The organism is Pantoea sp. B_9 (assembly GCF_008632015.1).
GTDB lineage: Bacteria > Pseudomonadota > Gammaproteobacteria > Enterobacterales > Enterobacteriaceae > Pantoea > Pantoea dispersa.
This window is the reverse complement of sequence record NZ_VWVL01000003.1, coordinates 458,308-481,450: the sequence shown is the minus strand read 5'-3', so window position 1 is coordinate 481,450 and position 23,143 is coordinate 458,308. Positions and strand designations below refer to the sequence as shown.

22 protein-coding genes are annotated in these 23,143 nt (G+C 59.7%); 12 read left to right on the top strand and 10 right to left on the bottom strand.

What is annotated here, in order from left to right:
- Positions 1-14: 14 nt before the first annotated feature.
- The 4 genes from F3I21_RS12495 to F3I21_RS12480 form a co-directional block, all read right to left on the bottom strand.
- Positions 15-1,094: a phosphotriesterase gene (locus F3I21_RS12495; RefSeq protein ID WP_150059041.1), complete on the bottom strand. Its 1,080-nt coding sequence runs from the start codon at positions 1,092-1,094 to the stop codon at positions 15-17.
- Between the two features lie 3 nt (positions 1,095-1,097).
- Positions 1,098-2,099, bottom strand: a complete 1,002-nt coding sequence (locus tag F3I21_RS12490) for an ABC transporter permease (RefSeq protein WP_164861075.1) — start codon at positions 2,097-2,099, stop codon at positions 1,098-1,100.
- 18 nt (positions 2,100-2,117) lie between these two features.
- A complete protein-coding gene (locus F3I21_RS12485; protein ID WP_021509459.1) occupies positions 2,118-2,864 on the bottom strand; it encodes an ATP-binding cassette domain-containing protein in 747 nt (248 codons plus the stop codon).
- A 360-nt stretch (positions 2,865-3,224) separates the two neighbouring features.
- The gene (locus tag F3I21_RS12480; RefSeq protein ID WP_031280100.1) at positions 3,225-4,262 is read right to left on the bottom strand and encodes a LacI family DNA-binding transcriptional regulator; all 1,038 of its coding nucleotides are present in this window, start codon (positions 4,260-4,262) and stop codon (positions 3,225-3,227) included.
- 340 nt (positions 4,263-4,602) lie between these two features.
- On the opposite strand from F3I21_RS12480, the gene F3I21_RS12475 reads away from it, so the two are divergent.
- A complete protein-coding gene (locus F3I21_RS12475; protein WP_150059040.1) occupies positions 4,603-5,553 on the top strand; it encodes a substrate-binding domain-containing protein in 951 nt (316 codons plus the stop codon).
- Between the two features lie 35 nt (positions 5,554-5,588).
- Here F3I21_RS12475 and F3I21_RS12470 read toward each other — a convergent pair whose 3' ends face one another.
- Positions 5,589-6,452 (bottom strand): PfkB family carbohydrate kinase, encoded by an 864-nt coding sequence (locus tag F3I21_RS12470; RefSeq protein ID WP_150059039.1) that lies wholly within the window; start codon positions 6,450-6,452, stop codon positions 5,589-5,591.
- 27 nt (positions 6,453-6,479) lie between these two features.
- Here F3I21_RS12470 and F3I21_RS12465 point away from each other — a divergent pair, with 27 nt between their 5' ends.
- The 7 genes from F3I21_RS12465 to F3I21_RS12435 are packed head-to-tail and all read left to right on the top strand — an operon-like array spanning position 6,480 to position 12,969.
- Positions 6,480-7,325, top strand: a complete 846-nt coding sequence (locus F3I21_RS12465; RefSeq protein WP_058758763.1) for a BtpA/SgcQ family protein — start codon at positions 6,480-6,482, stop codon at positions 7,323-7,325.
- Positions 7,325-7,981, top strand: coding sequence for a TenA family protein (locus tag F3I21_RS12460; RefSeq protein WP_150059038.1), 657 nt, complete (start codon positions 7,325-7,327; stop codon positions 7,979-7,981). Before F3I21_RS12465 ends, F3I21_RS12460 begins: the two co-directional genes overlap by 1 nt.
- Positions 7,974-8,741 carry an ATP-binding cassette domain-containing protein gene (locus F3I21_RS12455; RefSeq protein WP_058775029.1) on the top strand — a complete coding sequence of 256 codons (768 nt, stop codon included), beginning with the start codon at positions 7,974-7,976 and terminating at the stop codon, positions 8,739-8,741. Before F3I21_RS12460 ends, F3I21_RS12455 begins: the two co-directional genes overlap by 8 nt.
- A 24-nt stretch (positions 8,742-8,765) precedes the next feature.
- Positions 8,766-9,737 carry an autoinducer 2 ABC transporter substrate-binding protein gene (locus tag F3I21_RS12450; protein ID WP_150059037.1) on the top strand — a complete coding sequence of 324 codons (972 nt, stop codon included), beginning with the start codon at positions 8,766-8,768 and terminating at the stop codon, positions 9,735-9,737.
- 11 nt (positions 9,738-9,748) lie between these two features.
- A complete protein-coding gene (locus F3I21_RS12445; RefSeq protein WP_150059036.1) occupies positions 9,749-10,690 on the top strand; it encodes an ABC transporter permease in 942 nt (313 codons plus the stop codon).
- Complete coding sequence (locus tag F3I21_RS12440) at positions 10,687-11,631, top strand: ABC transporter permease (RefSeq protein ID WP_058775026.1); 945 nt, start codon at positions 10,687-10,689, stop codon at positions 11,629-11,631. Before F3I21_RS12445 ends, F3I21_RS12440 begins: the two co-directional genes overlap by 4 nt.
- A gap of 3 nt (positions 11,632-11,634) precedes the next feature.
- Positions 11,635-12,969, top strand: a complete 1,335-nt coding sequence (locus F3I21_RS12435) for a M20 family metallopeptidase (RefSeq protein WP_058758757.1) — start codon at positions 11,635-11,637, stop codon at positions 12,967-12,969.
- A gap of 50 nt (positions 12,970-13,019) precedes the next feature.
- Here F3I21_RS12435 and F3I21_RS12430 read toward each other — a convergent pair whose 3' ends face one another.
- The 5 genes from F3I21_RS12430 to paoA all read right to left on the bottom strand — a co-directional run bounded on the left by F3I21_RS12430 (position 13,020) and on the right by paoA (position 17,446).
- On the bottom strand, positions 13,020-13,307 hold the full coding sequence (locus tag F3I21_RS12430; RefSeq protein ID WP_058770149.1) for a type II toxin-antitoxin system RelE/ParE family toxin: 288 nt from the start codon (positions 13,305-13,307) through the stop codon (positions 13,020-13,022).
- A complete protein-coding gene (locus F3I21_RS12425) occupies positions 13,304-13,555 on the bottom strand; it encodes a type II toxin-antitoxin system Phd/YefM family antitoxin (protein ID WP_088517619.1) in 252 nt (83 codons plus the stop codon). Before F3I21_RS12425 ends, F3I21_RS12430 begins: the two co-directional genes overlap by 4 nt.
- A 131-nt stretch (positions 13,556-13,686) precedes the next feature.
- Positions 13,687-15,876, bottom strand: a complete 2,190-nt coding sequence (gene paoC / locus F3I21_RS12420; protein WP_150059035.1) for an aldehyde oxidoreductase molybdenum-binding subunit PaoC — start codon at positions 15,874-15,876, stop codon at positions 13,687-13,689.
- Positions 15,873-16,829: a xanthine dehydrogenase family protein subunit M gene (locus F3I21_RS12415; RefSeq protein WP_150059034.1), complete on the bottom strand. Its 957-nt coding sequence runs from the start codon at positions 16,827-16,829 to the stop codon at positions 15,873-15,875. The genes paoC and F3I21_RS12415 overlap by 4 nt, the downstream gene beginning before the upstream one ends.
- Entirely contained in the window at positions 16,826-17,446 is a 621-nt protein-coding gene (gene paoA, locus F3I21_RS12410) for an aldehyde dehydrogenase iron-sulfur subunit PaoA (RefSeq protein WP_081317689.1), read from the bottom strand. The genes F3I21_RS12415 and paoA overlap by 4 nt, the downstream gene beginning before the upstream one ends.
- A 236-nt stretch (positions 17,447-17,682) precedes the next feature.
- On the opposite strand from paoA, the gene F3I21_RS12405 reads away from it, so the two are divergent.
- The 4 genes from F3I21_RS12405 (at position 17,683) to F3I21_RS12390 (ending at position 23,142) form a co-directional block, all read left to right on the top strand.
- Entirely contained in the window at positions 17,683-18,609 is a 927-nt protein-coding gene (locus F3I21_RS12405) for an aminoimidazole riboside kinase (RefSeq protein ID WP_150059033.1), read from the top strand.
- Positions 18,610-18,741: 132 nt separating this feature from the next.
- Entirely contained in the window at positions 18,742-20,298 is a 1,557-nt protein-coding gene (locus F3I21_RS12400; RefSeq protein ID WP_370515513.1) for a carbohydrate porin, read from the top strand.
- Between the two features lie 64 nt (positions 20,299-20,362).
- Complete coding sequence (locus F3I21_RS12395) at positions 20,363-21,733, top strand: sucrose-specific PTS transporter subunit IIBC (RefSeq protein ID WP_150059031.1); 1,371 nt, start codon at positions 20,363-20,365, stop codon at positions 21,731-21,733.
- On the top strand, positions 21,733-23,142 hold the full coding sequence (locus tag F3I21_RS12390; RefSeq protein WP_150059030.1) for a sucrose-6-phosphate hydrolase: 1,410 nt from the start codon (positions 21,733-21,735) through the stop codon (positions 23,140-23,142). The genes F3I21_RS12395 and F3I21_RS12390 overlap by 1 nt, the downstream gene beginning before the upstream one ends.
- Position 23,143: the final 1 nt, after the last annotated feature.

The window sequence follows — 23,143 nt, the reverse complement described above, 5'->3', positions numbered from 1 at the left end:
GCCAACTTCTCCGTTTATCCGCCAAACACCCGTTGCGGATTAGTGATCATCAGGGTTTCGAGTTGTTCGCCGCTGACGCCATGACGTTTCAGGCGCGGCACAAAATGTTTGAGGATGTAGCCATAGCCGTGACCGCCGTAGCGCGTCAGCATGGTTTTCAGGAACACGTCCTGGGACAGCAAAATCTGCTGCAGATAACCGTCGTCGATCAGTGCGCAAATGGCGCGCGCGTTCTCCTCATCGGACGGTGACTGCGCCGATTCGTCGGCGTAGTAGTAGCTCATGCCGATCATGTCGTATTCGAGGAACACGCCGCGATCTGCCAGCTCGCGCTGGTAGGTTTTGTCGGCAAAGCTGGGGTTCATGTGACACAGCACGGTGTGACGCAGATCGGCACCTTCCTGCGCCAGAATATCCAGCACCTTATGGCCGAGCCGCTCCCAGCCCGGCAGATGCACCTGAATCGGCACGCCGGTGGCCGCGCTGGCGCGCCCGGCGGCACGCAGCGATTTTTCTTCATCAGGCGTGAAGCGGCTGGATATGCCGATTTCACCGATCAGCCCGGCCAGCACCTCCGGCTTCTCCGGCAGTCCGCCGAGGTCGAAAATCAGCTTGTCGGTCAGCTGTTCCACGCTGATGGTTTTTACCCACTCGGGATGCGACGGCTCCAGATACAGACCGGTGCCCATCACAATATTCAGGCCGGTGAGACGGGCAATGCGCTGCAGCGCTTTACCATCGCGGCCGATGCCGATATTGGTCGGATCGATCACCGTTTCGCCGCCCAGCGCGCGGTATTTCATTAGCTCTTCAATTGCGGTGTCGACGTCAAACAGCTGGCAGTTGTCGCGACTCATCAGCGGGTTGAGCGACAGCTCGCCGAGGTTCTCGATGCGCACCGGCATTTCAGCAATGTGGCGGTCGCTACAGCAGCAGGGCGGCACCCATTTACCGGAGGCATCCAGTAAAATGTGCTCGTGCATCAGCGTGACGCCCATCTCCGCCACCGGCAGCGGACCGAGCACCGTCATCACCTGACCGCTGCTGACGCCGAGCGGCAACGGATCCGCATGGCGAAAAATTGATCCTTTCATGGGCTATCCTTTGGCGGGCGCGCGGCTCGGGTTGAGAATGCGGGTGTTGAGCCAGATGGCGAGCAAAATGATGGTGCCAGTGGCGATCTGGGTATAAAACGGTGAGATATGCGATAAAATCAGGCCGTTCTGGATAATGGCAATCGACAGCGCGCCGAGCAGCGTACCGATCACGGTTCCAAAGCCGCCAAACAGGCTGGTACTGCCCAGCACCACCGCCGCAATCACCTGCAGTTCAAAACCTTCGCCCTGGTTAGAGGAGCCGCTGCCGAGGCGCGCGGTGATGATCATGCCAGCCAGCGCCGCCGCCATGCCGCTGAGAATGTACACTTTCATGGTCACCGCTTTGGTATTGATACCGCTGCGGCGTGCACCTTCCGCGTTGGCACCGATGGCGGTGACGTAGCGGCCAAAGCGCAGGTGATTAAGCACAATGTGACCGGCCAGCAACACCACGATGCCGATCAGTGCCGGCATGGGAATCCCCAGCACCCAGGCGCGACCCATAAAGGTGAACAGGCTGTCAGCCGGCACCGGAATCGAATAGCCCTGCGTCACCAGCAGCGCGATGCCGCGCACCACTGCCAGCGTGGCCAGCGTGACGATAAATGCCGGTATCCCTTCCCAGGCGATAAAGAAGCCGTTGATGGCGCCCACCAGCGCGCCGAGCAGCAGCCCGCCAATCAGCACCACCGGCCACGGCAAGCCCCAGTTATTGAGCGCAATGGCCGACAGCGCGCCCACCAGCGCCAGCGTCGAGCCGACCGATAAATCGATGCCGCCGGTAGTAATCACCAGCGTCATTGCAGTGGCGACGATTAGCAGCGGCGCGCTTTGCCGGATGATGTTCAGCCAGTTGGTACTGGTAAGAAAGTTGCTGGTGATCAGCGAAAACACCACGCAGCAAAAGACAAAAAACAGCGCGATGCTTACCACACCCGAATGGTTATGCAACAAGCGGCGCGGCAGAGAGTGCTGGATCATGCGTGAACTGCCTAAATTCATGATGCTCATCCTGTTACCTCAGTGTGCTGCCGCGGACTGCGCGGTAAATTTCTCACCCACGATCAGGTTGACGATATCGCTCAGGCTGGTGTCCGCCACGCGGCGATCGGCCACGTTAGTGCCCTCGTACATCACCATGATGCGATCGCACACCAGGAACAGATCCTGCAACCGATGGGTGATGAGGATCACGCTGACGCCGCGCGCCGACACGCGGCGAATCAGCTCCAGCACCGCTTCGACTTCCGCTACCGCCAGCGCGGCAGTGGGTTCATCCATAATCAGCACTTTAGGATCGAACGCGGCGGCACGGGCGATAGCAATCGCCTGGCGCTGCCCGCCGGAGAGGTTACGCACCAGCAGACGGGTATCGGGAATCGAGATGCCCAGACCTTTAAGCATCTCACGCGCCTGCGCATGCATTGTGGCCTGATCGAGAAACGGCACGCCGAGGATGCGTCTGGTCGGTTCGCGGCCCATGAACAGGTTACCGGCCACATCGACCGTGTCGCACAGCGACAGATCCTGATACACCATTTCGATATGGCAACGGCGCGAATCCGCCGGATTGCTGAAGTGCTGCTGTTCGCCATCAATGCGGATCGCGCCGCTGGTAGGGATCACCGCGCCGGACAGCACTTTGGTCAGCGTCGATTTGCCGGCGCCGTTGTCGCCCACCAGACCGAGCACTTCCCCGGGGGCCAGTTGCAGATTGACGCCGCGCAGAGAACGAATTGAGCCGTAGGTTTTGGTGATGTTAATCATCTCCACCCGGGCCGGAAGAGCTGGTAATTGCTGCATTGGATCACTCCCATCAACGCCTGTGGGATATGTTTAGCCGGTCGCGAAAAAGAGGCTATCTGACACGATTTACAATCTAGTAAACCGGTTTACCTGTCAGATAAACCCTTAATTCACAGCAACAGGGTAAACGCTACAATGATATTTACTCGCCAGGTATGACATTGCAGCATCCATGCCAGCCTGAATAACAGGCACTGCACTCGCGGCTAACTTGTTGTAATACATCGTATGTTATGTAATCAGCAAGTAAACCGGTTTACTCACTATACCGCTAACGGAAAAAATCGCTCACTTTTTGCGCCATAATTGTGCAGTTTTGCCTCATTTTGGGACATCGCTAACAAATCCCACCGAATCGCGACCAATCCATTCCACCGGTAACCGTGTCTCCATCGGGATGCTGCTGTCGTTGTTGAGCAGGCGCAGCATGATGCTCACCGCGGTGTGGCCCAGCTGGCGCGCTGGCTGGCGGATGGTTGAGATCCGCGGCTGGGTCAGATCGCTGTAGTTGGCGTCATCGAAGCCGACCAGCGACAGCGCCGCCGGTGCCTGCAGGCCGATGGCGCGCAGACCGTCGAGCAGTCCCAGCACCAGATAGTCACTGGCGGCGAACACGGCGGTAGGGCGCGGCGTGCAGCGGAACAGGTGCTGCAACGCCTGCTGACCAAATTCGCGTTCGTAGTTGCCATACATCACCCATTGCGGCGGTACGGTTAAACCGGCCTGCTGCATCGCGGTGCAAAAGCCAAGATAGCGTTCGCGCACGCTCATCAGCTGCTCCGGGCCGCCGATAAACGCTATCTGCGTGTGCCCGGCGGCGATCAGCTGCTCGGTGGCCATGCGGCCACCCTGCACGTTATCCGCAAAGACCTTCGGCACGTTACTGCCGGGAATGTCTTCATCCAGCAAGACCACATGGCGCTGGCGCTGGATCTCGTCGCGCAGCAGGCCGTTGTCCGGCCGGTTGGTGGTGAACAGCAGGCCATCCACCTGACGCGTATCCAGCCAGCGGATAAACTGCGCCTCTTTGTCCGGGTTGTTGCGCGTGATGCAAAGCACCAGACTGTAACCGTGCGCTGACGCCGCTTCTTCGGCGGCATCCGCCAGTTCGGCAAAAAACGGGTTAGTGATATCCGGCAGCACCAGGCCCAGGGTTTCGCTGCCGCCTTTGCTTAAACGCCGCGCAAGAGAATTACCGCGATAGTCCAGCGTGCGGATCGCGCTTTCAATGCGGTCAACGGTGTCCTGCGGCAGCACAATACTGTGATTCAGATAGCGTGACACCGTGGCTTTTGACAGGCCAGCCAGCTTTGCCACGTCAGATAACAACACGCGTTTTGTACTCATCCATTTCGCCATGTTTGCCGGGGTGGCTTATCTGTAACACAGTTAAGCGCGACTAATACAGCGCTTTCCCGATTGCGTCGCTGGAGAAATAAACACTTGACAAAAAAATTCGTCGGGCGAATTGTATAAAGCGTTTACCGCAGTACCGGGATTAACTTCCCAACCCGACATTGTTTTTTTCACCCCGCACTCCCAGTGGATGGGATGCCGAAAAAGACGACGCCGGCGGCATCAAAACACGGTATTATCGCCGTGCTCAGAATCATTGAACTGATATTTACCTGCCAAAAAAAACGCTCAGCGGTACGTCGCTGAGAAGCGCTGGTTATTATTATTCCCGACGAGGAACTCAATGATGTCATCTTTCAGCGGAAAACTGCGTTCACTGTTCATCGCGAGTGGTTTACTCGCCGCAGGTTCATTATGCGTTCAGGCTCATGCCGCACCCACTTATGCGTTAGTCCAGATTAATCAGCAGGCGCTATTTTTTAACCTGATGAATCAGGGCGCACAGGAAGCGGCCAAAGCCAGCGGTAAACAGCTGGTGATTTATAACGCCAACGATAATCCCGTGGCGCAAAACGATGCGATTGAAAACTATATTCAGCAGGGAGTAAAAGGCATTCTGGTGGATGCAATCGATGTCAACGGTATTATGCCAGCGATAAAAGAAGCCGCAGCGGCGAATATTCCGGTGATTGCGATTGATGCCGTATTACCTGCCGGTCCGCAGGCGTCGCAGGTCGGTGTGGATAACCTCGAAGGCGGAAAAATCCTCGGTAAATACTTTGTCGATTATGTTGCGAAAGAGATGGGCGGCAAAGCGCGACTGGGAATTGTCGGCGCGCTCAATTCGGCCATCCAAAACCAGCGCCAGAAAGGCTTTGAAGAGACGATTAAAAGCAACAGCCAGATAACGGTCGCCGATGTGGTCGATGGCCAGAATATTCAGGATAACGCCATGACCGCTGCCGAAAACCTGATTACCGGCAACCCGGATCTCACTGCGATCTATGCCACCGGCGAGCCGGCGCTGCTGGGTGCCATTGCCGCAGTAGAAAACCAGGGGCGGCAGAAGGACATTAAGGTATTCGGCTGGGATCTGACGGCAAAAGCCATCAGTGGCATTGACGGTGGCTACGTTACCGCCGTGCTGCAGCAGGATCCGAAGAAAATGGGTGAAGAAGCGCTGAAAGCGCTGAATAGCCTGACGGCCGGCAAAACCGTGAGCAAAACCATTCTGGTGCCTGCCACGGTGGTGACCAAAGCCAACGTCGACAGCTACCGTTCGCTGTTTAAGTAACCGCCAGGCGCAGACGCGAACGTCTGCGCCCAGGCTTAGCGCTGCGCCAGAATACGTTGTAATTCATCAGCATCGGGAAACGCGTTCAGCGTGCCGGTGCGACTGACGGTAATCGCCGCCGCCGCGCTGGCATGCTGCAGCGCCAGCAGGTCGGGCGCGACGCCGCGCAGCAGGGCAGACGCCAGCAGCACGGCGAGGAAGGTGTCACCGGCGCCGGTGGTATCGACGGCCGCGACGTTAATCGCCGGGCAGAACACGCGCTGATTGCCGCGCATCAGCAGCGCACCGGCAGCACCCTGGGTAATCACCAGTGTGTTAACGCCGGCGGGTTGCAGCAGATCGGCTTCCGGTTGATTGACCACCGCGATGTCAATCAGTGGCCAGAGATCGGCGAAGTCCGGATTGACCGGCGAAGGATTAAATACAGTGGTTAAGCCGTGCGCTTTTGCCCAGCTAAATAACCGGCGGGTTTTATCCGCAGAAAAATTGCCCTGCTGCAGCAGAATATCGCCGGCAGCGGCATCGGCTAAGTAAGCCAGGATAATATCGGCTGCCAGCGCGTCGGCCGCGGCGGTGGTAGTAATAATGGCATTATCGCCATCGCTGCTATTAAAAATAATTGAGGTGTCACTGTGAGCAGACAAAAACTGAGACGGCAGTAGGGTTAATTTCTCGTGCCGGATACGTTCGCGGATCCACTGGCCGTTAATATCATCGCCGGTGGCGCTAATTAAGCGCGTATCGATGCCGCAACGCGAAAGTATGATTGCCTGATTGGCGCCTTTGCCACCGATATCCTGCGCAATTTTTTTGCCATGAATTGAGGCGCCTTTTTCAGGGAGTTGATCGATGGACCAGGTTTCATCCACCACAATATTGCCTGCAACATAGACACGCATAGTTTTCTCGTTAATAAGGTGAAAGAGATGGCTTCTATATCAGCAGAAAAAAGTAACGCGATACAAGATATTTTTTCACGCAGTAAAGCGGTGATTGGGGTTATTCACTGTGATGCTTTTCCCGGCTCGCCGAAATATCGTGGTAAACCGGTGAGTGAAATTATCGATTGTGCCCTGCGCGATGCGGATAATTATCTGGCTGGCGGCGTGCACGGTTTAATTGTTGAGAATCATGGCGATATTCCCTTTGCCAAGCCTGACGATATTGGTCCGGAAACGGCGGCATTTATGGCGGTGATCACCGATAAAATTCGCGAGCGTTTTGCTGCACCGCTGGGAATTAACGTGCTGGCCAATGCGGCAATCCCGGCGATTGCCACGGCATTAGCCGGCGGGGCGGATTTTGTGCGCGTTAACCAGTGGGCCAATGCCTATATCGCCAATGAAGGTTTTATCGAAGGGGCAGCCGCTAAAGCGCTGCGCTATCGCAATCAGCTGCGGGCCGATCACATCCGCGTATTTGCCGATAGCCATGTTAAACACGGCAGCCACGCGATTGTCGCCGACCGCTCGATTCAGGAGCTGACGCGTGACGTCGACTTCTTCGAAGCCGATGCGGTGATCGCCACCGGCCAGCGCACCGGCGACAGCGCCACGCTGAGTGAAATCGACGAAATCCGCGCCGCAACGGCCTTGCCGCTGCTGGTGGGCTCAGGCGTGACGCCGGACAACGTCTGCCAGATCCTTGGCCGCACGCAGGGGGTGATTGTCGCCAGCACGCTGAAAGTCGATGGCGTGTGGTGGAACCCGGTGGAACTGGCGCGCGTGAAGCACTTCATGGCGGTGGCGCAGGCTGCGCTGGAGGAGGCGTGATGGAAAGCTTCAGCGATCGGCTGCTGACGCAGCATCAGGCGCTGTGGCAGGCGATGCAGCAGCACCGCTTTGTCGTCGACATTGAGCACGATCGGCTGCCGGACAGCGTGTTTAATCGTTATCTGGTGTTTGAGGGTAACTTCGTCGCCACCGCCATCGCTATTTTTGCGCTGGCGGTGAGCAAGGCGCCCGGCATTCGTCAGCAGCGCTGGCTGATTGGCGTGCTCAATGCGCTGGTGGATACGCAAATCGCCTGGTTTGAGGCGGTGCTGGCGCGGCGCGGCATTCAGTCAGCGGATTATCCGGACGATCTGCCCGGCGTCAGCGCATTCCGCGATGGCATGCTGAAAGTCGCGCAGCAGGGCAGCTATGCGGAAATCATCACCCTGATGTTCGGTGCCGAGTGGATGTATTACCACTGGTGCCTGCGCGTCAGCGCGCAATCGCAGCAGGACGCTGACGTGCGCCGCTGGGTAGAGATGCATGCCGAAGACGAGTTCCATCAGCAGGCGCAGTGGCTGAAAACCGAGCTGGACCAGTGCGCACTGACGCTTAACACGGCGCAACAGGCGCAGCTATCGCAGCTTTACGCCCGCGTGCTGCAGTGGGAGATCGATTTCCACAGCGCGGCTTACCCGGAGAGCGCCCATGACTAGCTGTTTCATCGAAGCGCGCAACATCGGCAAACGCTTCGGCGCGTTAACGGCGCTTAGCCAGGTCAATCTGTCGATCCATCGCGGTGAAGTGCTGGCGCTGCTGGGTGACAACGGTGCGGGCAAATCGACCTTTACCAAAGTGTTATCCGGTGCGTACAGCGCCAGCGACGGTGAGCTGTGGGTAGACGGCAGGGCGGTGAAATTCACCTCGCCACGCCAGGCCGCCGAGCACGGTATTGCCACCATCTATCAGGAGCTGGCGCTGGCAGAGAATCTGTCGATCGCCGAGAACGTGTTTCTTGGCCGCGAGCTGAAGCGCCGCGTGCTCGGCATCCCTTTTCTGCGCCGCCGCGCGATGCGTGAAACGGTGGATCAACTGCTGACCGAGCTCGATGCGCACATTTCCGATGCCGAAGCGGCGGTCGGCAGTCTGTCCGGCGGCCAGCGCCAGGCGGTGGCAATCTGTCGCGCACTCAATCTCAACGCGCAGCTGGTGATCATGGATGAACCCACCGCCGCGCTGGCGGTCGCGGAGACGCAGAAAGTCCTGCAGCTGACGCGCCGCCTGGCGGAACGCGGCTGCGCCGTGGTGCTGATCAGCCACAACATCAGCGATGTGTTTGCCGTGGCCGATCGCATGGTGGTGTTTCGTCGCGGCCGCAAAATCGCCGAGCGCCGTCACGCGGACACCACGCCAGACGAAATCGTTGCACTCATTACCGGTGCGCATCCTGATGCGCGCATTTTCGAAAACACCTAAGCACTCACACCAGGGGAAATCATCATGCATCGCATTGCTACTGCTGTTTGTTCGCTGTCGCTGCTGGTATCGGGTTACGCCTTCGCGGCACAAAAGGTGGCCTTCGTGCCGCAAATCATCGGTATTCCCTATTTTCAGGCGATGGAGGCGGGCGGCAAGCGCGCCGCGCACGATCTCGGCGTGGAGTTTGTCTACAGCGGTCCGGTAGATACCAACCCGATGGATCAGCTGCAGATCGTGCAGAACCTGATTGCGCAGAAGGTCAATGCGATTGGCATCAGCGTGCTGGATGCCTCCAGTATTGCGCCGGTGATGGCGCAGGCGCAGGCGAGTAATGTGCATCTGTTCACCAGCGACAGCGATGCGCCCGACAGCGGGCGGCCGGTCTATGTGGCGCAGGCCACCGATGAGGGCCTGGGCGATACGGTGATCGATGAGATGGTCAAACGTGTCGGCGAGCGCGGCAAAATTGGCATCGTCTCCGGCGAAGCCACCGCGTCCAACCTCAACAGCTGGATTGGCTTTATGCAGCAGCGGGTGAAAAGCAAATATCCGCACATTACGCTGCTCAAACCTCAGTACGCCGGCGGCTCCGCCAGCCGCGCGGCGCAAATCACCACCGATTTGATGTCCGCTAACCCCGATCTGAAAGGGGTGATTGCCATGGCCTCCACAACCTGTCCGGGCGTGGCGCAGGCCATCGAAACCGCCGGCAAAAAAGGCAAGGTAATTGGCAGCGGTTTCTGCAGCCCGAACACCGCGCGCGCCTACCTGAAAAGCGGGGCGTTTGGCTACACCGTGCTGTGGGACCCGGAAAAGCTTGGCTATCTGACGGTGTGGGCGGGCAAACAGCTGATCGACGGGAAAGCGTTTGCCGCCGAAAATCATGTTCCCGGCTTTGCCCAACCGGTGACCTTTGACAGCAAAACCGGTGTGCTGCTGCTCGGCAAGCCGGCGGTGTTCACCAAAGATAACGTCGACCAGTTCAAATTCTGACGAGGCCTGTGATGCATATGACTTCGCGGGAAATCGTCCTGCTGGCGATCGCCGTGCTGGCTGGCGCCTGCTTTACATGGTTTTCGCCGTGGTTTGCTACCGCTGACAACCTGCTGACCATTCTGCGCAACAGCAGCGAACTGCTGTTGATCGCGCTGGGTATGACGCTGGTGATCGCCATGGGTGGCGTGGACGTCTCGGTGGGCGTGGTGATGGGCGTGGCCGCGTGGGGCGTCGGACAACTACTGATGCTGCAACCCCCGCTGCTGGCGGCGCTGGCCGGACCGCTTATTGGCCTGCTGGCAGGGCTGATCACCGCGCTGGTAGTGGTGATTGGCCGCATTCCGGCGATTGTTGGAACGCTGGGGCTGTTCGGCGTCTGGCGCACGGCGCTGTTTGTGCTGCTGGGCGGGCAGTGGCTTTCCGGTCTGCCAGGCGATCTGACGCATGCGCTGATGCGGCCGCTGCTGGGACTGCCGCTGATGGCCTGGCTGATTATCGCGGCCTGGGCGCTGGTGTGGCTGGCGCTGCGCCATACGCCGTACGGGTTATGGCTGCTGGCCGCCGGCAACTCCGAAGAAAAAGCGCGGCTGGCGGGCATTCCGGTAACCCAGGTGCGTGTCGCGACTTTTGCTCTCAGCGGCGTGCTGTGCGGCCTGGCCGCCACCTGCTACATCGCCACCTATCGTAACGTGGAGATGACCGTCGGCGGCACGCTGGCACTGGAGGCGATTGCCGCGGTGGTGCTGGGCGGCACGCGCATTACCGGCGGCTCCTGCAGTCTGCTCGGCACGCTGCTCGGCGTGCTGCTGTTGCGCATTCTGCAAAATGGCCTGCTGCTGATTGGCGTACCCTCGCTGTGGCAAACCGTGGTCACCGGGGCGGTGCTGTTGCTGGTGCTGAGCAGTGAAGCAGCCAGTGGGCGGCTGTTATCGCTAAGGAGGCTGGCATGAAACTGTGGCGCAAAGCCCCCGACCTGACGCTGCTGCTGGCGCTGTGGCTGTTGCTGCTGGGTGCCATCGCGATTGTGCTTCCGCAGATGCTGGCGGCATGGTCGCTGACCTCCATCCTGCAGTTTGCCACGCTGCTGTCGCTGGTGGCGCTTGGGCAGTCGCTGGTGGTGATGACTGGCGGCGGCGGCATTGATTTGTCGGTTGGCGGTAACGTTTCGCTCTCGGCGGTCATCGGCATGCTGGCGCTCGATCAGGGTATTGCGCCGGGCTGGCTGCCGCTGATTTGCCTGCTGAGCGGTAGCCTGGCTGGCGCGCTGAACGGCCTGCTGGTGGCGCGCTTACGCCTCTGGCCGCTGATCGTTACGCTCGGCAGTTTTTATCTGTTCTCCGGTTTGGCGCTGGCATTAACCGGCGGTGCGGCGCTGGCCGGCGTGCCGCCGCTGCTGACGCAGTGGGGCCGGGCGGCCATGCTGTCCGTTCCGTTGCCTTTCTTAACCTGTGTCATCCCGGCGTTTCTGCTGGCGTGGCTGATCCTCAGCAACAGCGCCTGGGGCAAATGGATTTACGCCTGCGGCTTCAACGAGCACGCCACGCGGCTGGTGGGCATTCCGGTCGATCGCCTGCGGCTGCTGGTTTACTGCCTGAGCGGTGCGCTGGCGGGCTGCGCCGGCTTTATTTCCCTGTGCTGGCTCGGTAGCGCCCGCCCGGAAATCGGCGTGAATCTTGAGCTGGAGTCGCTGACCGCCGCGCTGCTGGGTGGCGTGGCGATCTTTGGCGGGCGCGGCAGCGTAGCTGGCGTTCTCGCCGCCGCGCTGATGCTGGTCACCCTCAAAACCTGCATGTTGCAGCTGGGGCTGAACAGCGTGTGGCAACTGGGCGTGGTGGGCATGCTGTTAATCATGGTGTTAATGGCACAACGACTTTTTATCTATCGGAGATAACACATGAGTCTGACTGAAAAAATTAGCGCACACGTCGATGCCAGCGCGCAGCGTATCGCGCAGACATTATGCGACCTGCTGGCGTTTCCCTCAGTGGTAAAGGTCGATCCGCGCGAGGCCGGGCCAGGCGAGCGCGACTGCCAGCGCTATCTGCAGCAGCGGCTGATGGCGCTGGGCATGGACACCGATCTGTGGGATCCGGATGGCCCGGCGCTGTACCAGAAGTATCAGGGCCGCCCGGGCGCCAATAAAGGCCGCACCTTCGAAGGCCGTCCTAATCTGGGCGGCACCCTGAGCGGATCCGGTGGCGGCAGGTCGCTGATGCTTACCGGCCATATTGACGTGGTACCACCGGGTCCGGCTGAGCACTGGCACAGCGATCCATTTGTGCCGGAGATCCGCAACGAGGCGGTGTATGGTCGCGGTGCGGTGGACATGAAAGGCGGCGTGGCCTGCATGCTGATGGCGGTGGAGCTGCTGCAGGATCTCAACGTGCAGCTGGCCGGCGACGTGGTGTTCACCACGGTAGTGGATGAAGAGATCGGCGGCATGGGCTCGCTGGCAATGGTGGATCGCGGCTTCAAAGCCGATGCCGGTATCATGACGGAGCCAACGGCCAATCGCATCGCGCCGATTTGCCACGGCATTTTGTGGGCGCGCATCATTCTGGATGGCATCGGCGGCCATGCGGAATTAACGCCGAACAGCTGGGACAGCAGCGGTCCGGTTGATGCCGTAATGTTGTGTCGCCAGATGCTGGACGGGCTCGATGTGCTGAACCGCCGCTGGCAGACGCAGCCCGACAAAAACCATCCACTCATGGATCTGCCCAACCAGATTATCGTGACGCAGCTAAAAGTGGGCGAGCATCCGGCGTCGATTGCCGGCCGCGCCGAGATCGTCATCGACGTGCAGTATCTGCCGGCAGAAAAGGATGAGATGGGGCTGGGCGGTAAGGTAAAACAGGAGATTGAGGCGCACGTGGCGAAGGTGTGCGCGCTGGATCCCTATCTGGCAAAGCATCCGGCGCGCGTGGAGTGGATACTGGATGCCGACTGCGCCGAGATCCCGGCCGATCATCCGTTTGTCAGCGCTTTTCAGCAGGGTGTGAGTGACGCGGCACTGAGCCCGCAGCTGGCCGGCTTTGGTGCCCACAGCGACATTGGCTTGCCCAGCACGCTGGGCCAGACGCCGACGGTCAACTTTGGTCCCGGCGATCCGGCGCTGTCGCATCAGCCTAACGAACATGTGCCGATTGCCGATCTGGTGGCCTGCACCAAAGCCATTGCGCTGACGCTGGTGCACTGGTGCGGGCTGGCGAAGGAAGCGGGGCGCTGAGAGCATTAATCACCGCAGTGACGCTGGCCGCAAAAGGCCGGCGTCAGGCGTTAGCGCATTCTGTCACTGGCAAGATGATAAACGTCGCTGCGCTCACGTTTACCGACCGCGACCACGGCGATGATCAACTGGTCATCAATTACCTGATAAACCAGGCGAAACCCGGAAGCCCTGAGTTTAATTTTGTAGCAGTCTTTAATGCCACGCAATTTGGCCGAAGGGATATGAGGATTTTCACAACATTTTTTGAGCTTTTTGGCAAACTGCTGCTGAATGGCTTTATCCAGCTTATGCCACTCCTTCAGGGCTTCTTCCCTGAACTTAACTGTCCATGTCACAGAAAGCTGTCCAAATCCACGTCAATCAGCGGCTGCTGGTGGCGTTCAGTTACCTTTTTAACCAGCTCTTGATCGTCCAGCGCCTCCAGCATTTGCTCGTAAAGTTGTGCGGGAACACAATAAAAGGCGGGCTGATTACGATTAAGAATCGCCACCGGCAAGCCTTCTCCCGCATTGACGGTCGCCATAGGATTCTTTTTTAATTCACTGACGCTGGCGCTCATATCGCTGAGAATGATGTTTGGCATACGTCTCTCCAGACTGGTTAACAGGTCTCAATATTATCAGTTTGGTGACCTGTTAACTAGTCCTGACAGCTTAGCCACTTACGCTTTTCCACCCTCCGCCAGCCAGCATGCACTGGCGGAAGGGACCTGCATTACGGCTGATCGGGCAGCGCGGCAAGTAACTTATCCAGCGTCACCGGATAGTCTCTCACCCGAATGCCGGTTGCATTGTAGACCGCATTAACCAGCGCGGCACCGACGCCACACAGCCCCAGTTCACCGACGCCTTTGGCTTTCATCGGCGAAGAGACCGGATCGGTATCATCGAGGAAAATCACCTCCTGCTCGGGCACATCGGCGTGTACCGGCACTTCATAGCCTGCCATGTCGTGATTGACGAAGTAGCCGAGCCGGGTGTCCACCGCCAGCTCCTCCATCAGCGCGGCGCCGAGGCCCATGGTCATCGCGCCGATCACCTGACTGCGCGCGGTTTTGGGGTTGAGGATGCGCCCCGCAGCACACACCGCCAGCATGCGCCGCACGCGCACTTCGCCGGTGGCGCTGTCGACCGCCACTTCGACGAAATGGCCGGCAAAGGTGGATTGCTGGAAGGTTTTGTCCAGATCGCCGAATTCCATGGTCTCTTCCGCCATCAGCGGACCCGCCGCAGTGAGTGGCAGGCGCTGCCCGCTGGCGTGAATGTGCCCATCGGCAAACTCTGCGCTTTCCGCATCCAGACCCAACTGTGCGGCAACCTTCTCGCGTAGCCGGACGCAGGCCGCATACACCCCGGCCGTGGAAGTATTGGCTCCCCACTGGCCACCCGAACCCGCCGAGACAGGAAACGCCGAATCGCCGAGCCGCACGCTGACCTGCTCAATCGGCACGCCCATCATCTCGGCTGCCGTCTGGGCGATGATGGTATAGCTGCCGGTGCCGATATCGGTCATGTCGGTTTCGACGGTGATTGTGCCTTGCGCATCCAGCTGCACGCGCGCGGCAGAGGGCGCCAGCAGGTTGTTACGGAAACCGGCTGCCACGCCCATGCCCACCAGCCAGCGCCCCTCGCGCCGTTGCCCGGGTTTAGCACAGCGCTCCGCCCAGCCAAATTTGCTGGCGCCGGTGCGCAGGCATTGCACCAGCTGGCGGCGTGAAAAGAAGCGCTCCGGATGCAGCGGATCGACCTGTGTATCATTGATGATGCGAAACTCAACCGGGTCGATACCGGCGATGGCGGCCATTTCATCCATGGCGATCTCCAGCGCCATCAGACCGGGCGCTTCACCCGGCGCACGCATTGCGTTGCCCTCGGGCAGATCGAGTTCGGCGAGGCGCAGTCCGGTAAGCCGATTGGCGGCGGCGTAGAGTAATTCAGTCTGCTGCACCGCAGTTTCCGGCGTTCCGCCCGGCAGGTTACCGGACCAGCTTTCATGGGCAATGGCGGTGAGATGGCCTTGCGCATCGGTAGCTAATCGGATGCGCTGCCGCGTCGCTGGCCGGTGCGTAGTGTTGTTGGGGATCATCGGGCGCGGCACCATCACTTTCACCGCGCGTCCCACGGCGCGCGCGCCCAGAGCCGCCAGCAGCGCATCGCTTCGTAGAAACAGTTTGCTGCCGAAGCCACCGCCGACGTAATGAGACAGCACGCGCACCTTTTCCATCGGCATGTCGAGCGTGTGCGCCAGGTCGGTGTGGCACCAGTTAATCATCTGATTTGAGGTCCAGACCGTCAGGTGATCGTCCTGCCACAGCGCCATGGAAGCGTGCGGTTCCATTGCCATATGGCTTTGATCGGGCGTGGTGTAGGTGGCGTCCAGCGTAAAGGCTGCGCTGTGCAGGGCAGCATCGACGTCGCCCAGTGTTTTATCCGGCTCACCTTCGGGTGACGTTGTCACCTCTGGCTGGGCCGCTTCAAGATCGTAAGCCCCCGTTTCAGCCTGGCAGTTAACCTTAACCAGCTGCGCGGCCGCACGTGCCTGCTCAAAGGTCTCCGCCACCACCAGCGCCACAGCCTGGTGATAGTGTTCGATTTTATTATTTGCCAGCAGCGTCGCAGTGTTGCGCTCTGCCTTGTTGAGCTTGCCGGCGGTTACTCCGGTGACGATGCCGAGCACGCCCGGTGCCTGTGCTGCGGCGTGGGTGTCAATCGAGATAATGTTGCCTTTGGCAACTGGCGCGCCGACCACATAACCGTAGGCTGCATCCGGTGCTTCAGCGTGCCATTCATAGGCGTAATGCGCCGAACCAGTGGTTTTCAACGGACCGTCGATGCGTGCCAGCGGCTGGCCGACGACGCGCTGCCGATCGATAGGATTGGCGGTTGCTGGTGTGTCAAATTTCATGCGTTGCTCCTCGCTTCCGCGATCGCTGAGGCGAGCGTGCGCTGCGCCAGCAACAGTTTGTATCGGTTGGCTTCAGTGGGACGCGCATCAGCAAACAGCACATCGCAGACCGCCTGCGCCCCGTGAGGAAGTTCAGCATCCGCCGCCGCGCTGCGCCACGGCTGATGGGCCACGCCGCCGACGGCCACCCGGCCGCCACCCTCAGGCAGGATAACCGCTGCTACTGAGACCAGCGCAAAGGCGTAAGAAGCGCGATCGCGCACCTTACGGTAAATGTGCGTGCCACCCAGCGGTGCAGGCAGGGTAACCGCGACGATCAGCTCACCCGGCTGCAGCACGGTTTCGATATGCGGCGTGTCACCCGGTGCGCAGTAGAATTCAGCGATGGGAATGGCGCGCTGGCTGCCGTCAGGGCTGACGGTTTCAATCACCGCATCCAGCAGTCGCATCGCCACCGCCATATCGCTGGGATGGGTGGCAATACAGGCTTCGCTGACACCCACTACCGCATGCTGGCGGCTGAATCCTTCGCGTGCGGCACAGCCCGTACCCGGCTGACGCTTATTGCAGGGTTGATTAACATCGTAAAAATAGGGACAGCGCGTGCGCTGCAGCAGGTTGCCGGCGGTGGTGGCCTGATTGCGCAGCTGGCCAGAAGCGCCTGCCACCAGCGCGCGCGTCAGCACGGCATAGTCGCGCCGGATGCGCGCATCTGCCGCCAGATCGGTATTGCGCACCAGCGCACCAATACGTAAGCCGCTCCCGGCGGTGGGTTCAATGCTGTCCAGCGCCAGTCCGTTAACATCAATCAGGTGCGATGGGGTTTCAATTTCCAGCTTCATCAAATCGAGCAGATTGGTACCGCCGGCAATAAAGCGTGCGCCTGGATGCTGCATCGCGCTGCTGGCAGCCTGTGCGGGCGTCGCAGCCCGTTCAAAGGTAAAGGCTCTCATGCTTTCTGGCCTCCGGCGTACTCTTCAATGGCGGCAAGAATGTTGGCATAGGCGCCGCAGCGGCAGATGTTGCCGCTCATGCGTTCACGAATCTCTTCATCGCTCAGCGCTGGCGCGGCGGTCAGATCGCCCGTGACATGGCTGGGAATGCCCGCCGCAATTTCCTGCAGCACCGCCAGCGAGGAGCAGATTTGCCCCGGCGTGCAGTAGCCGCACTGATAGCCGTCGTGGCGGATAAAGGCGGACTGCAGCGGATGCAAATCATCGGGCGTGCCGACGCCTTCAATGGTGGTCACGTCGGCATCCTGCTGCATCACCGCGAGAGTGAGGCAGGCGTTGATGCGCCGGCCATTGACCAGCACGGTACAGGCACCGCACTGACCGTGATCGCAGCCTTTTTTGGTGCCGGTCAGGTGTAAATGCTCGCGCAGCGCGTCCAGCAGCGTGGTGCGGGTATCCACGTTAAGCTGCTGAGGTTCGCCGTTCACCTGCAGCGTGACCGGCACCGTGACTGGGGCCGGCGCGGCGGAACCGGCACCGGCTGTCAGCCGGGCTCGCTCTGTCTCTTCCTGCTGCGGTGAATACCGCTGGGTCTTCTCATCGCGTGGGTTGCTCATGCCTTTGCCTCCGGACAAGTGGCGAAATGAAATCTCAATGACACCGATTTTTATAAGGTTTTGGAAAACTTTAAGCATAGACGTCAATACGCAGACGACCATGCGGCAGGGCGAAACCGATCCCAGCAACGGACAAGTCTGAAGCCTGTCGGACTGTTCACGGTGACAAATACCCGCATTCATGATTAATATGCATGCTTTGCTAAACCGTTTTAGCGATTAAGTGAGACTGAATTATGATGAAACGTATCTGGTGTCTGGGTGATGCCGTAGTGGATTTGCTGCCTGATGACGAGGTCCGTTTGTTGCAGTGTCCCGGTGGCGCGCCCGCCAACGTGGCAGTGGGTATCGCCCGGCTGGCGGGTAACAGCGGATTTATCGGACGGGTGGGCGACGATCCTTTTGGCCAGTTTTTGTGTCAGACCCTGGCGCAGGAAAAGGTGGATGTTTCCCATATGCGCAAAGATGTGCAGCAGCGCACCTCCACGGTGGTCGTGGCCCTGGATGAGCAGGGCGAGCGTACCTTCACTTTCATGGTGCGCCCCAGCGCCGACTTGTTTCTCACGCCAGACGATTTGCCGCGGTTTCAGTGTGGCGAGTGGCTGCACTGCTGTTCGATTGCGTTACTCGCCGAGCCGTCGCGCATGGCGGCATTAACCGCCATGCAGCGTGTGCGTGAGGCGGGCGGTTTTGTCAGCTTCGATCCGAATATCCGTCTTGATTTGTGGTCCGATGCGGCGGAGTTGCTGCAATGCCTCAGTGCGGCCCTGCAACGGGCGGATGTGGTGAAGCTCTCCGTGGAAGAACTGGCCTTTATGACGGACACCGCCGACATTGACAGCGGCATCGCGCAGCTGGCGCAGCGCTTCTCCGTAAAATTGTTGTTAGTCACACAGGGCAGCGCTGGCGTGCGTGCTTATTTTGATGGCCGGCAAACTCACTATCCCGCGCGTGCGGTGATCAGCGTGGATACCACCGGTGCCGGCGATGCCTTCGTGGCGGGACTGCTGTGGGAACTGGCGCAGCGGGGTCTGCCGGCGGATGAAGCGCAGCTGGCGGCCTGCCTGCGCACGGCGCAGGTGTGTGGGGCGCTGGCCACTACCGCCAAAGGCGCGATGACCGCGTTACCCAACTATCAACAGCTACAGCAGCACAGTATCTGACCCCGCCGTTTTCCCTGTTTTGCGATGTATCTCACATCCACTAAATCGGTTTAGCAAAATCCATTGCGCTTTAAAAATCGGCACCGCTATGATGCGGTGCCTAAACCGGTTTAGCAAAAAAAAATACATCTGATGATAGCCTTGCCTCAGGGATGCAAAACAGTGAAAAAAAGCATAATCGCTATAACCCTTAGTACCGTATTAGGCTCAGGCTCAGCCTGGGCGGCAGACGACATGAGCAGTATTGAAGCGCGCCTGGCGGCGATGGAAAAACGACTGGCCGCGGCTGAACAGCGTGCCAGCGTGGCGGAGCAGCGCGCGCAGGCGGCGGAACAGCAGGTGCAAAAGCTGGCTGCGGTGCAGCAGCAGAACCCGACGCCAGTTGCCGTCGCACAGACCGAACCGCGCGCCGCTCAGCCTGTGGCGCCCGCCGCCAGCAGCGAGTCAGAGGGCTTTGAGTTTCATGGCTACGCGCGCTCCGGCCTGTTGATGAACAGTTCCGCCGCCAAAACTCAGGGCGGGCCCACCGTCACGCCAGCCGGTGAGACCGGCGGTCACGTCGGGCGGCTCGGCAATGAGCCGGATACCTACGTTGAACTTAACCTCGAACATAAACAAACGCTGGCCAACGGTGCCACCACGCGCTTCAAGGCGATGCTGGCCGACGGACAGCGCACCTACAACGACTGGACTGCCGCCAGCAGCGATCTCAACCTGCGTCAGGCGTTTGTCGAGCTGGGGCAGCTCCCGACCTTCACCGGCGCGTTCAAAGACACCACGGTGTGGGCCGGTAAGCGTTTCGACCGCGATAACTTCGACATCCACTGGATCGATTCCGATGTGGTGTTCCTCGCCGGAACCGGGGCCGGTATTTACGACATGAAGTGGGGCGATGACGCCCGCAGCAACCTGTCGATTTATGGCCGCACCTTCGGGGACATCGAAAATAACGACAACACCGCGCAAAACTACATCCTGTCGCTGAATAACTTCGTCGGGCCGCTGCAGCTGATGGTGAGCGGCATGCGCGCGAAAGATAACGATCAGCGCACCGATATTGACGGCAACCGCGTGAAAAGTGATGCCGCCAGTGACGGTGTGCACGCCTTGATCGGATTGCACAACGACAGCTTCTACGGCCTCGGGGAAGGTTCAGCGAAAACTGCGCTGCTGTACGGTCATGGCCTCGGCGCAGAAGTTAAAAGCATTGGTTCCGACGGCGCGCTGTTGCCGCAAGCGAATACCTGGCGGCTCGCCAGCTACGGCATGACGCCGCTGGGCGCTGGCTGGCACATCGCGCCAGCGCTGCTGGCGCAGAGCAGCAAAGGCCGCTATGTCAAAGGCGATAGCTATGAGTGGGCCACCGTGAACCTGCGCCTGATTCAGGAATTTACGCAGAACTTTGAGATGCAGTATGAAGGCTCATATCAGTACATGGATCTGCGGCCTGAAGGCTATAACAATCGCCAGGCCGTCAGCGGCAACTTCTACAAGCTCACCGTCGCCCCCACGCTCAAAGCCAGCGACGTGGGCGAATTCCTCAAGCGTCCGGAAATCCGCCTGTTCGCCAGCTGGATGGACTGGGATCATCGTCTGGATAACTACGCCAGCGATGACGCCTTTGGCAGCACCGGCTTTAAGTCCGGCGGCGAGTGGAACTTTGGCGTGCAAATGGAAACCTGGTTCTGATGAAACGGCCCGCGTGCGGGCCGCTTAGCGCATGATGGCATAACATCCAAAAACAGAGGTTACTATGGATTTTGTTACTCTTTCCCGGTCGCTGCTGCCGCTGCTGGGAGGCCGGGAAAATATCGCCAGTGCGGCGCACTGTGCCACACGTTTACGCCTGGTGCTGGTGGATGACGCCAAAGCCGACACCGCCGCGATTGGCAAACTTGACGGGGTGAAGGGCTGTTTTCGCAATGCCGGACAGCTGCAGGTGATTTTTGGTACCGGCGTGGTGAATAAAGTGTATGCCGCGTTTATCCGCGAAGCTGGCATCAGTGAAACCAGCAAGTCGGAAGCGGCGGATATCGCTGCGCGCAAGCTCAATCCGTTCCAGCGCATTGCGCGTCTGCTGTCGAACATTTTTGTACCGATCATCCCGGCGATTGTGGCCTCTGGCCTGCTGATGGGACTGCTCGGCATGGTTAAAACCTACGGCTGGGTTAATCCCGATAACGCGCTGTATATCATGCTGGATATGTGCAGCTCGGCGGCCTTTATCATCCTGCCGATCCTGATTGGCTTTACCGCGGCACGTGAGTTTGGCGGTAACCCGTTCCTCGGTGCCACACTCGGCGGCATTCTGACCCATCCGGCGCTCACTAACGCCTGGGGCGTGGCGGCCGGCTTCCATACCATGAACTTTTTCGGTATCGAAGTGGCGATGATCGGCTACCAGGGCACGGTGTTTCCGGTGCTGCTAGCGGTGTGGTTTATGAGCGTGCTGGAGAAGCAGCTGCGCCGGGTGATTCCGGACGCGCTGGATCTGATCCTGACGCCGTTCCTGACGGTGATCATTGCCGGCTTCGTTGCGCTGCTGGTGATTGGTCCGGCAGGGCGGATGCTGGGCGACGGTATTTCATTCGTCCTCAGCACGCTGATTGCCCATGCCGGCTGGCTGGCCGGACTGGTGTTTGGCGGGCTTTACTCGGTTATCGTGATCACTGGCGTGCACCACAGCTTCCATGCGATTGAAGCCGTGCTGCTGGGCAATCCGGCGATTGGCGTCAACTTCCTGCTGCCGATTTGGGCGATGGCTAACGTGGCGCAGGGCGGTGCCTGTCTGGCGGTGTGGTTCAAAACCAACGATGTGAAAATCAAAGCCATTTCGCTGCCGTCCGGCTTTTCAGCGCTGCTGGGTATTACCGAGGCGGCGATTTTCGGTATCAACCTGCGCTTTATGAAACCCTTTATCGCCGGTCTGATTGGCGGCGCGCTGGGCGGTGCCTGGGTAGTGTCGGTGCATGTGTATATGACGGCTGTCGGTCTCACCGGGCTGCCGGGCATGGCGATTGTGCAGGCCAGTTCGTTGCTTAACTATGCCATTGGCATGGTGATTGCCTTCAGCAGCGCATTTGTGATCTCTTATCTGCTCAAATACAAAACGGACGCGGAATAATGGCGGCTTCTACATTGTTACCCGATATTTTACAGGCGGTGATGCGCGGTCAGCCGCGCGCGCTGAGCGACCCGCATTATCCGGGCTGGCATCTGGCACCCGTCACCGGATTGCTTAACGATCCGAACGGCTTTATCCACTTCGCCGGGCGTTACCATCTGTTCTATCAGTGGAATGCGCTGGGCTGTCAGCATCAGCATAAATGCTGGGGCCACTGGAGTTCCGCCGATTTGCTGCACTGGCAGCATGAACCCATAGCGCTAATGCCGGATGAAGAGTATGACCGCAGCGGCTGCTATTCGGGCAGCGCCGTTGATGACAATGGCGCGCTGACGTTGATCTATACCGGCAACGTGAAGTTTGCCGATGGCGCGCGTACCGCCTGGCAGTGTCTGGCGGTGCAGAATGCGCAGGGCGGCTTTGACAAACTCGGGCCAGTGATCGCGCTGCCCGACGGCTATACCGGACACGTGCGCGACCCGAAAGTGTGGCGGCATGGCGAACACTGGTTCATGGTGCTGGGCGCGCAGGATTTGCAAAAGCAGGGCAAAGTATTGCTGCTGCGCTCGGCGGACCTGCGTGAGTGGCACAATCTGGGCGAGATTGCCGGCAGCGGCCTGAACGGGCTGGCGGCAGCCAGTTACATGTGGGAATGCCCGGACATGTTTACCCTCGGCGATACCACCTTCCTGATTTGCTGTCCGCAGGGGCTTGCGCAGGAACAGCATCGTTTTCTCAATGCACATCCCAGCGCGTGGCTGTCCGGCGATCTTGATTACGTTAACGCCCGCTTTAGCCATGGCGAATTGCATGAGCTTGACGCCGGTTTCGAGTTTTACGCGCCGCAAACCACGCTAACCGCCGACGGACGCCGGCTGCTGGTGGGCTGGATGGGCGTGCCGGACGGCGAGGAGATGCTGCAGCCCACGGTGGCCAATGGCTGGATCCATCAGATGACCTGCGTGCGCGAACTGGGCACGCGTGATGGCCGGCTGTTCCAGCGTCCGGTCACTGAACTGCAGGCGCTGCGCAGCGCTGAACAGCACTATCAGGGGCCAGCAGGCGATGCGCCGGTCATTGATGCGCAGCGGCTGGAATTACTGCTGAGCGGGCAGGGCGACATCACCCTGAATTTCGCCGACCAGCTACGGCTGGAGTGGCGCGCCGACGGGCTGCGGCTCGCACGGCGCAGTCTGGCAAACGGCGAGTGGCAGTTCCGTTACTGGCGCGGCGCGGTGAGTCAGCTCCAGTTACTGTGCGATCACTCCAGCGTTGAGATTTTCATTAATGAAGGGGAAGGGGTGATGAGCAGCCGCTACTTCCCGGCGCATCCGGCGCAATTAACCCTGACCGGACACGCAGAAGTGACGGCGCGCTACTGGTCGTTGCGGCCGTGCATGGTAGAATAAG

Bases quoted from the DNA above. Each gene is read 5' to 3' on its own strand.
- F3I21_RS12495 (WP_150059041.1), bottom strand. From the start codon at position 1,094: ATGAAAGGATCAATTTTTCGCCATGCGGATCCGTTGCCGCTCGGCGTC.
- F3I21_RS12490 (WP_164861075.1), bottom strand. From the start codon at position 2,099: ATGAATTTAGGCAGTTCACGCATGATCCAGCACTCTCTGCCGCGCCGC.
- F3I21_RS12485 (WP_021509459.1), bottom strand. From the start codon at position 2,864: ATGATTAACATCACCAAAACCTACGGCTCAATTCGTTCTCTGCGCGGC.
- F3I21_RS12480 (WP_031280100.1), bottom strand. From the start codon at position 4,262: ATGGCGAAATGGATGAGTACAAAACGCGTGTTGTTATCTGACGTGGCA.
- F3I21_RS12475 (WP_150059040.1), top strand. From the start codon at position 4,603: ATGATGTCATCTTTCAGCGGAAAACTGCGTTCACTGTTCATCGCGAGT.
- F3I21_RS12470 (WP_150059039.1), bottom strand. From the start codon at position 6,452: ATGCGTGTCTATGTTGCAGGCAATATTGTGGTGGATGAAACCTGGTCC.
- F3I21_RS12465 (WP_058758763.1), top strand. From the start codon at position 6,480: ATGGCTTCTATATCAGCAGAAAAAAGTAACGCGATACAAGATATTTTT.
- F3I21_RS12460 (WP_150059038.1), top strand. From the start codon at position 7,325: ATGGAAAGCTTCAGCGATCGGCTGCTGACGCAGCATCAGGCGCTGTGG.
- F3I21_RS12455 (WP_058775029.1), top strand. From the start codon at position 7,974: ATGACTAGCTGTTTCATCGAAGCGCGCAACATCGGCAAACGCTTCGGC.
- F3I21_RS12450 (WP_150059037.1), top strand. From the start codon at position 8,766: ATGCATCGCATTGCTACTGCTGTTTGTTCGCTGTCGCTGCTGGTATCG.
- F3I21_RS12445 (WP_150059036.1), top strand. From the start codon at position 9,749: ATGCATATGACTTCGCGGGAAATCGTCCTGCTGGCGATCGCCGTGCTG.
- F3I21_RS12440 (WP_058775026.1), top strand. From the start codon at position 10,687: ATGAAACTGTGGCGCAAAGCCCCCGACCTGACGCTGCTGCTGGCGCTG.
- F3I21_RS12435 (WP_058758757.1), top strand. From the start codon at position 11,635: ATGAGTCTGACTGAAAAAATTAGCGCACACGTCGATGCCAGCGCGCAG.
- F3I21_RS12425 (WP_088517619.1), bottom strand. From the start codon at position 13,555: ATGCCAAACATCATTCTCAGCGATATGAGCGCCAGCGTCAGTGAATTA.
- paoC (WP_150059035.1), bottom strand. From the start codon at position 15,876: ATGAAATTTGACACACCAGCAACCGCCAATCCTATCGATCGGCAGCGC.
- F3I21_RS12415 (WP_150059034.1), bottom strand. From the start codon at position 16,829: ATGAGAGCCTTTACCTTTGAACGGGCTGCGACGCCCGCACAGGCTGCC.
- paoA (WP_081317689.1), bottom strand. From the start codon at position 17,446: ATGAGCAACCCACGCGATGAGAAGACCCAGCGGTATTCACCGCAGCAG.
- F3I21_RS12405 (WP_150059033.1), top strand. From the start codon at position 17,683: ATGATGAAACGTATCTGGTGTCTGGGTGATGCCGTAGTGGATTTGCTG.
- F3I21_RS12400 (WP_370515513.1), top strand. From the start codon at position 18,742: ATGATAGCCTTGCCTCAGGGATGCAAAACAGTGAAAAAAAGCATAATC.
- F3I21_RS12395 (WP_150059031.1), top strand. From the start codon at position 20,363: ATGGATTTTGTTACTCTTTCCCGGTCGCTGCTGCCGCTGCTGGGAGGC.
- F3I21_RS12390 (WP_150059030.1), top strand. From the start codon at position 21,733: ATGGCGGCTTCTACATTGTTACCCGATATTTTACAGGCGGTGATGCGC.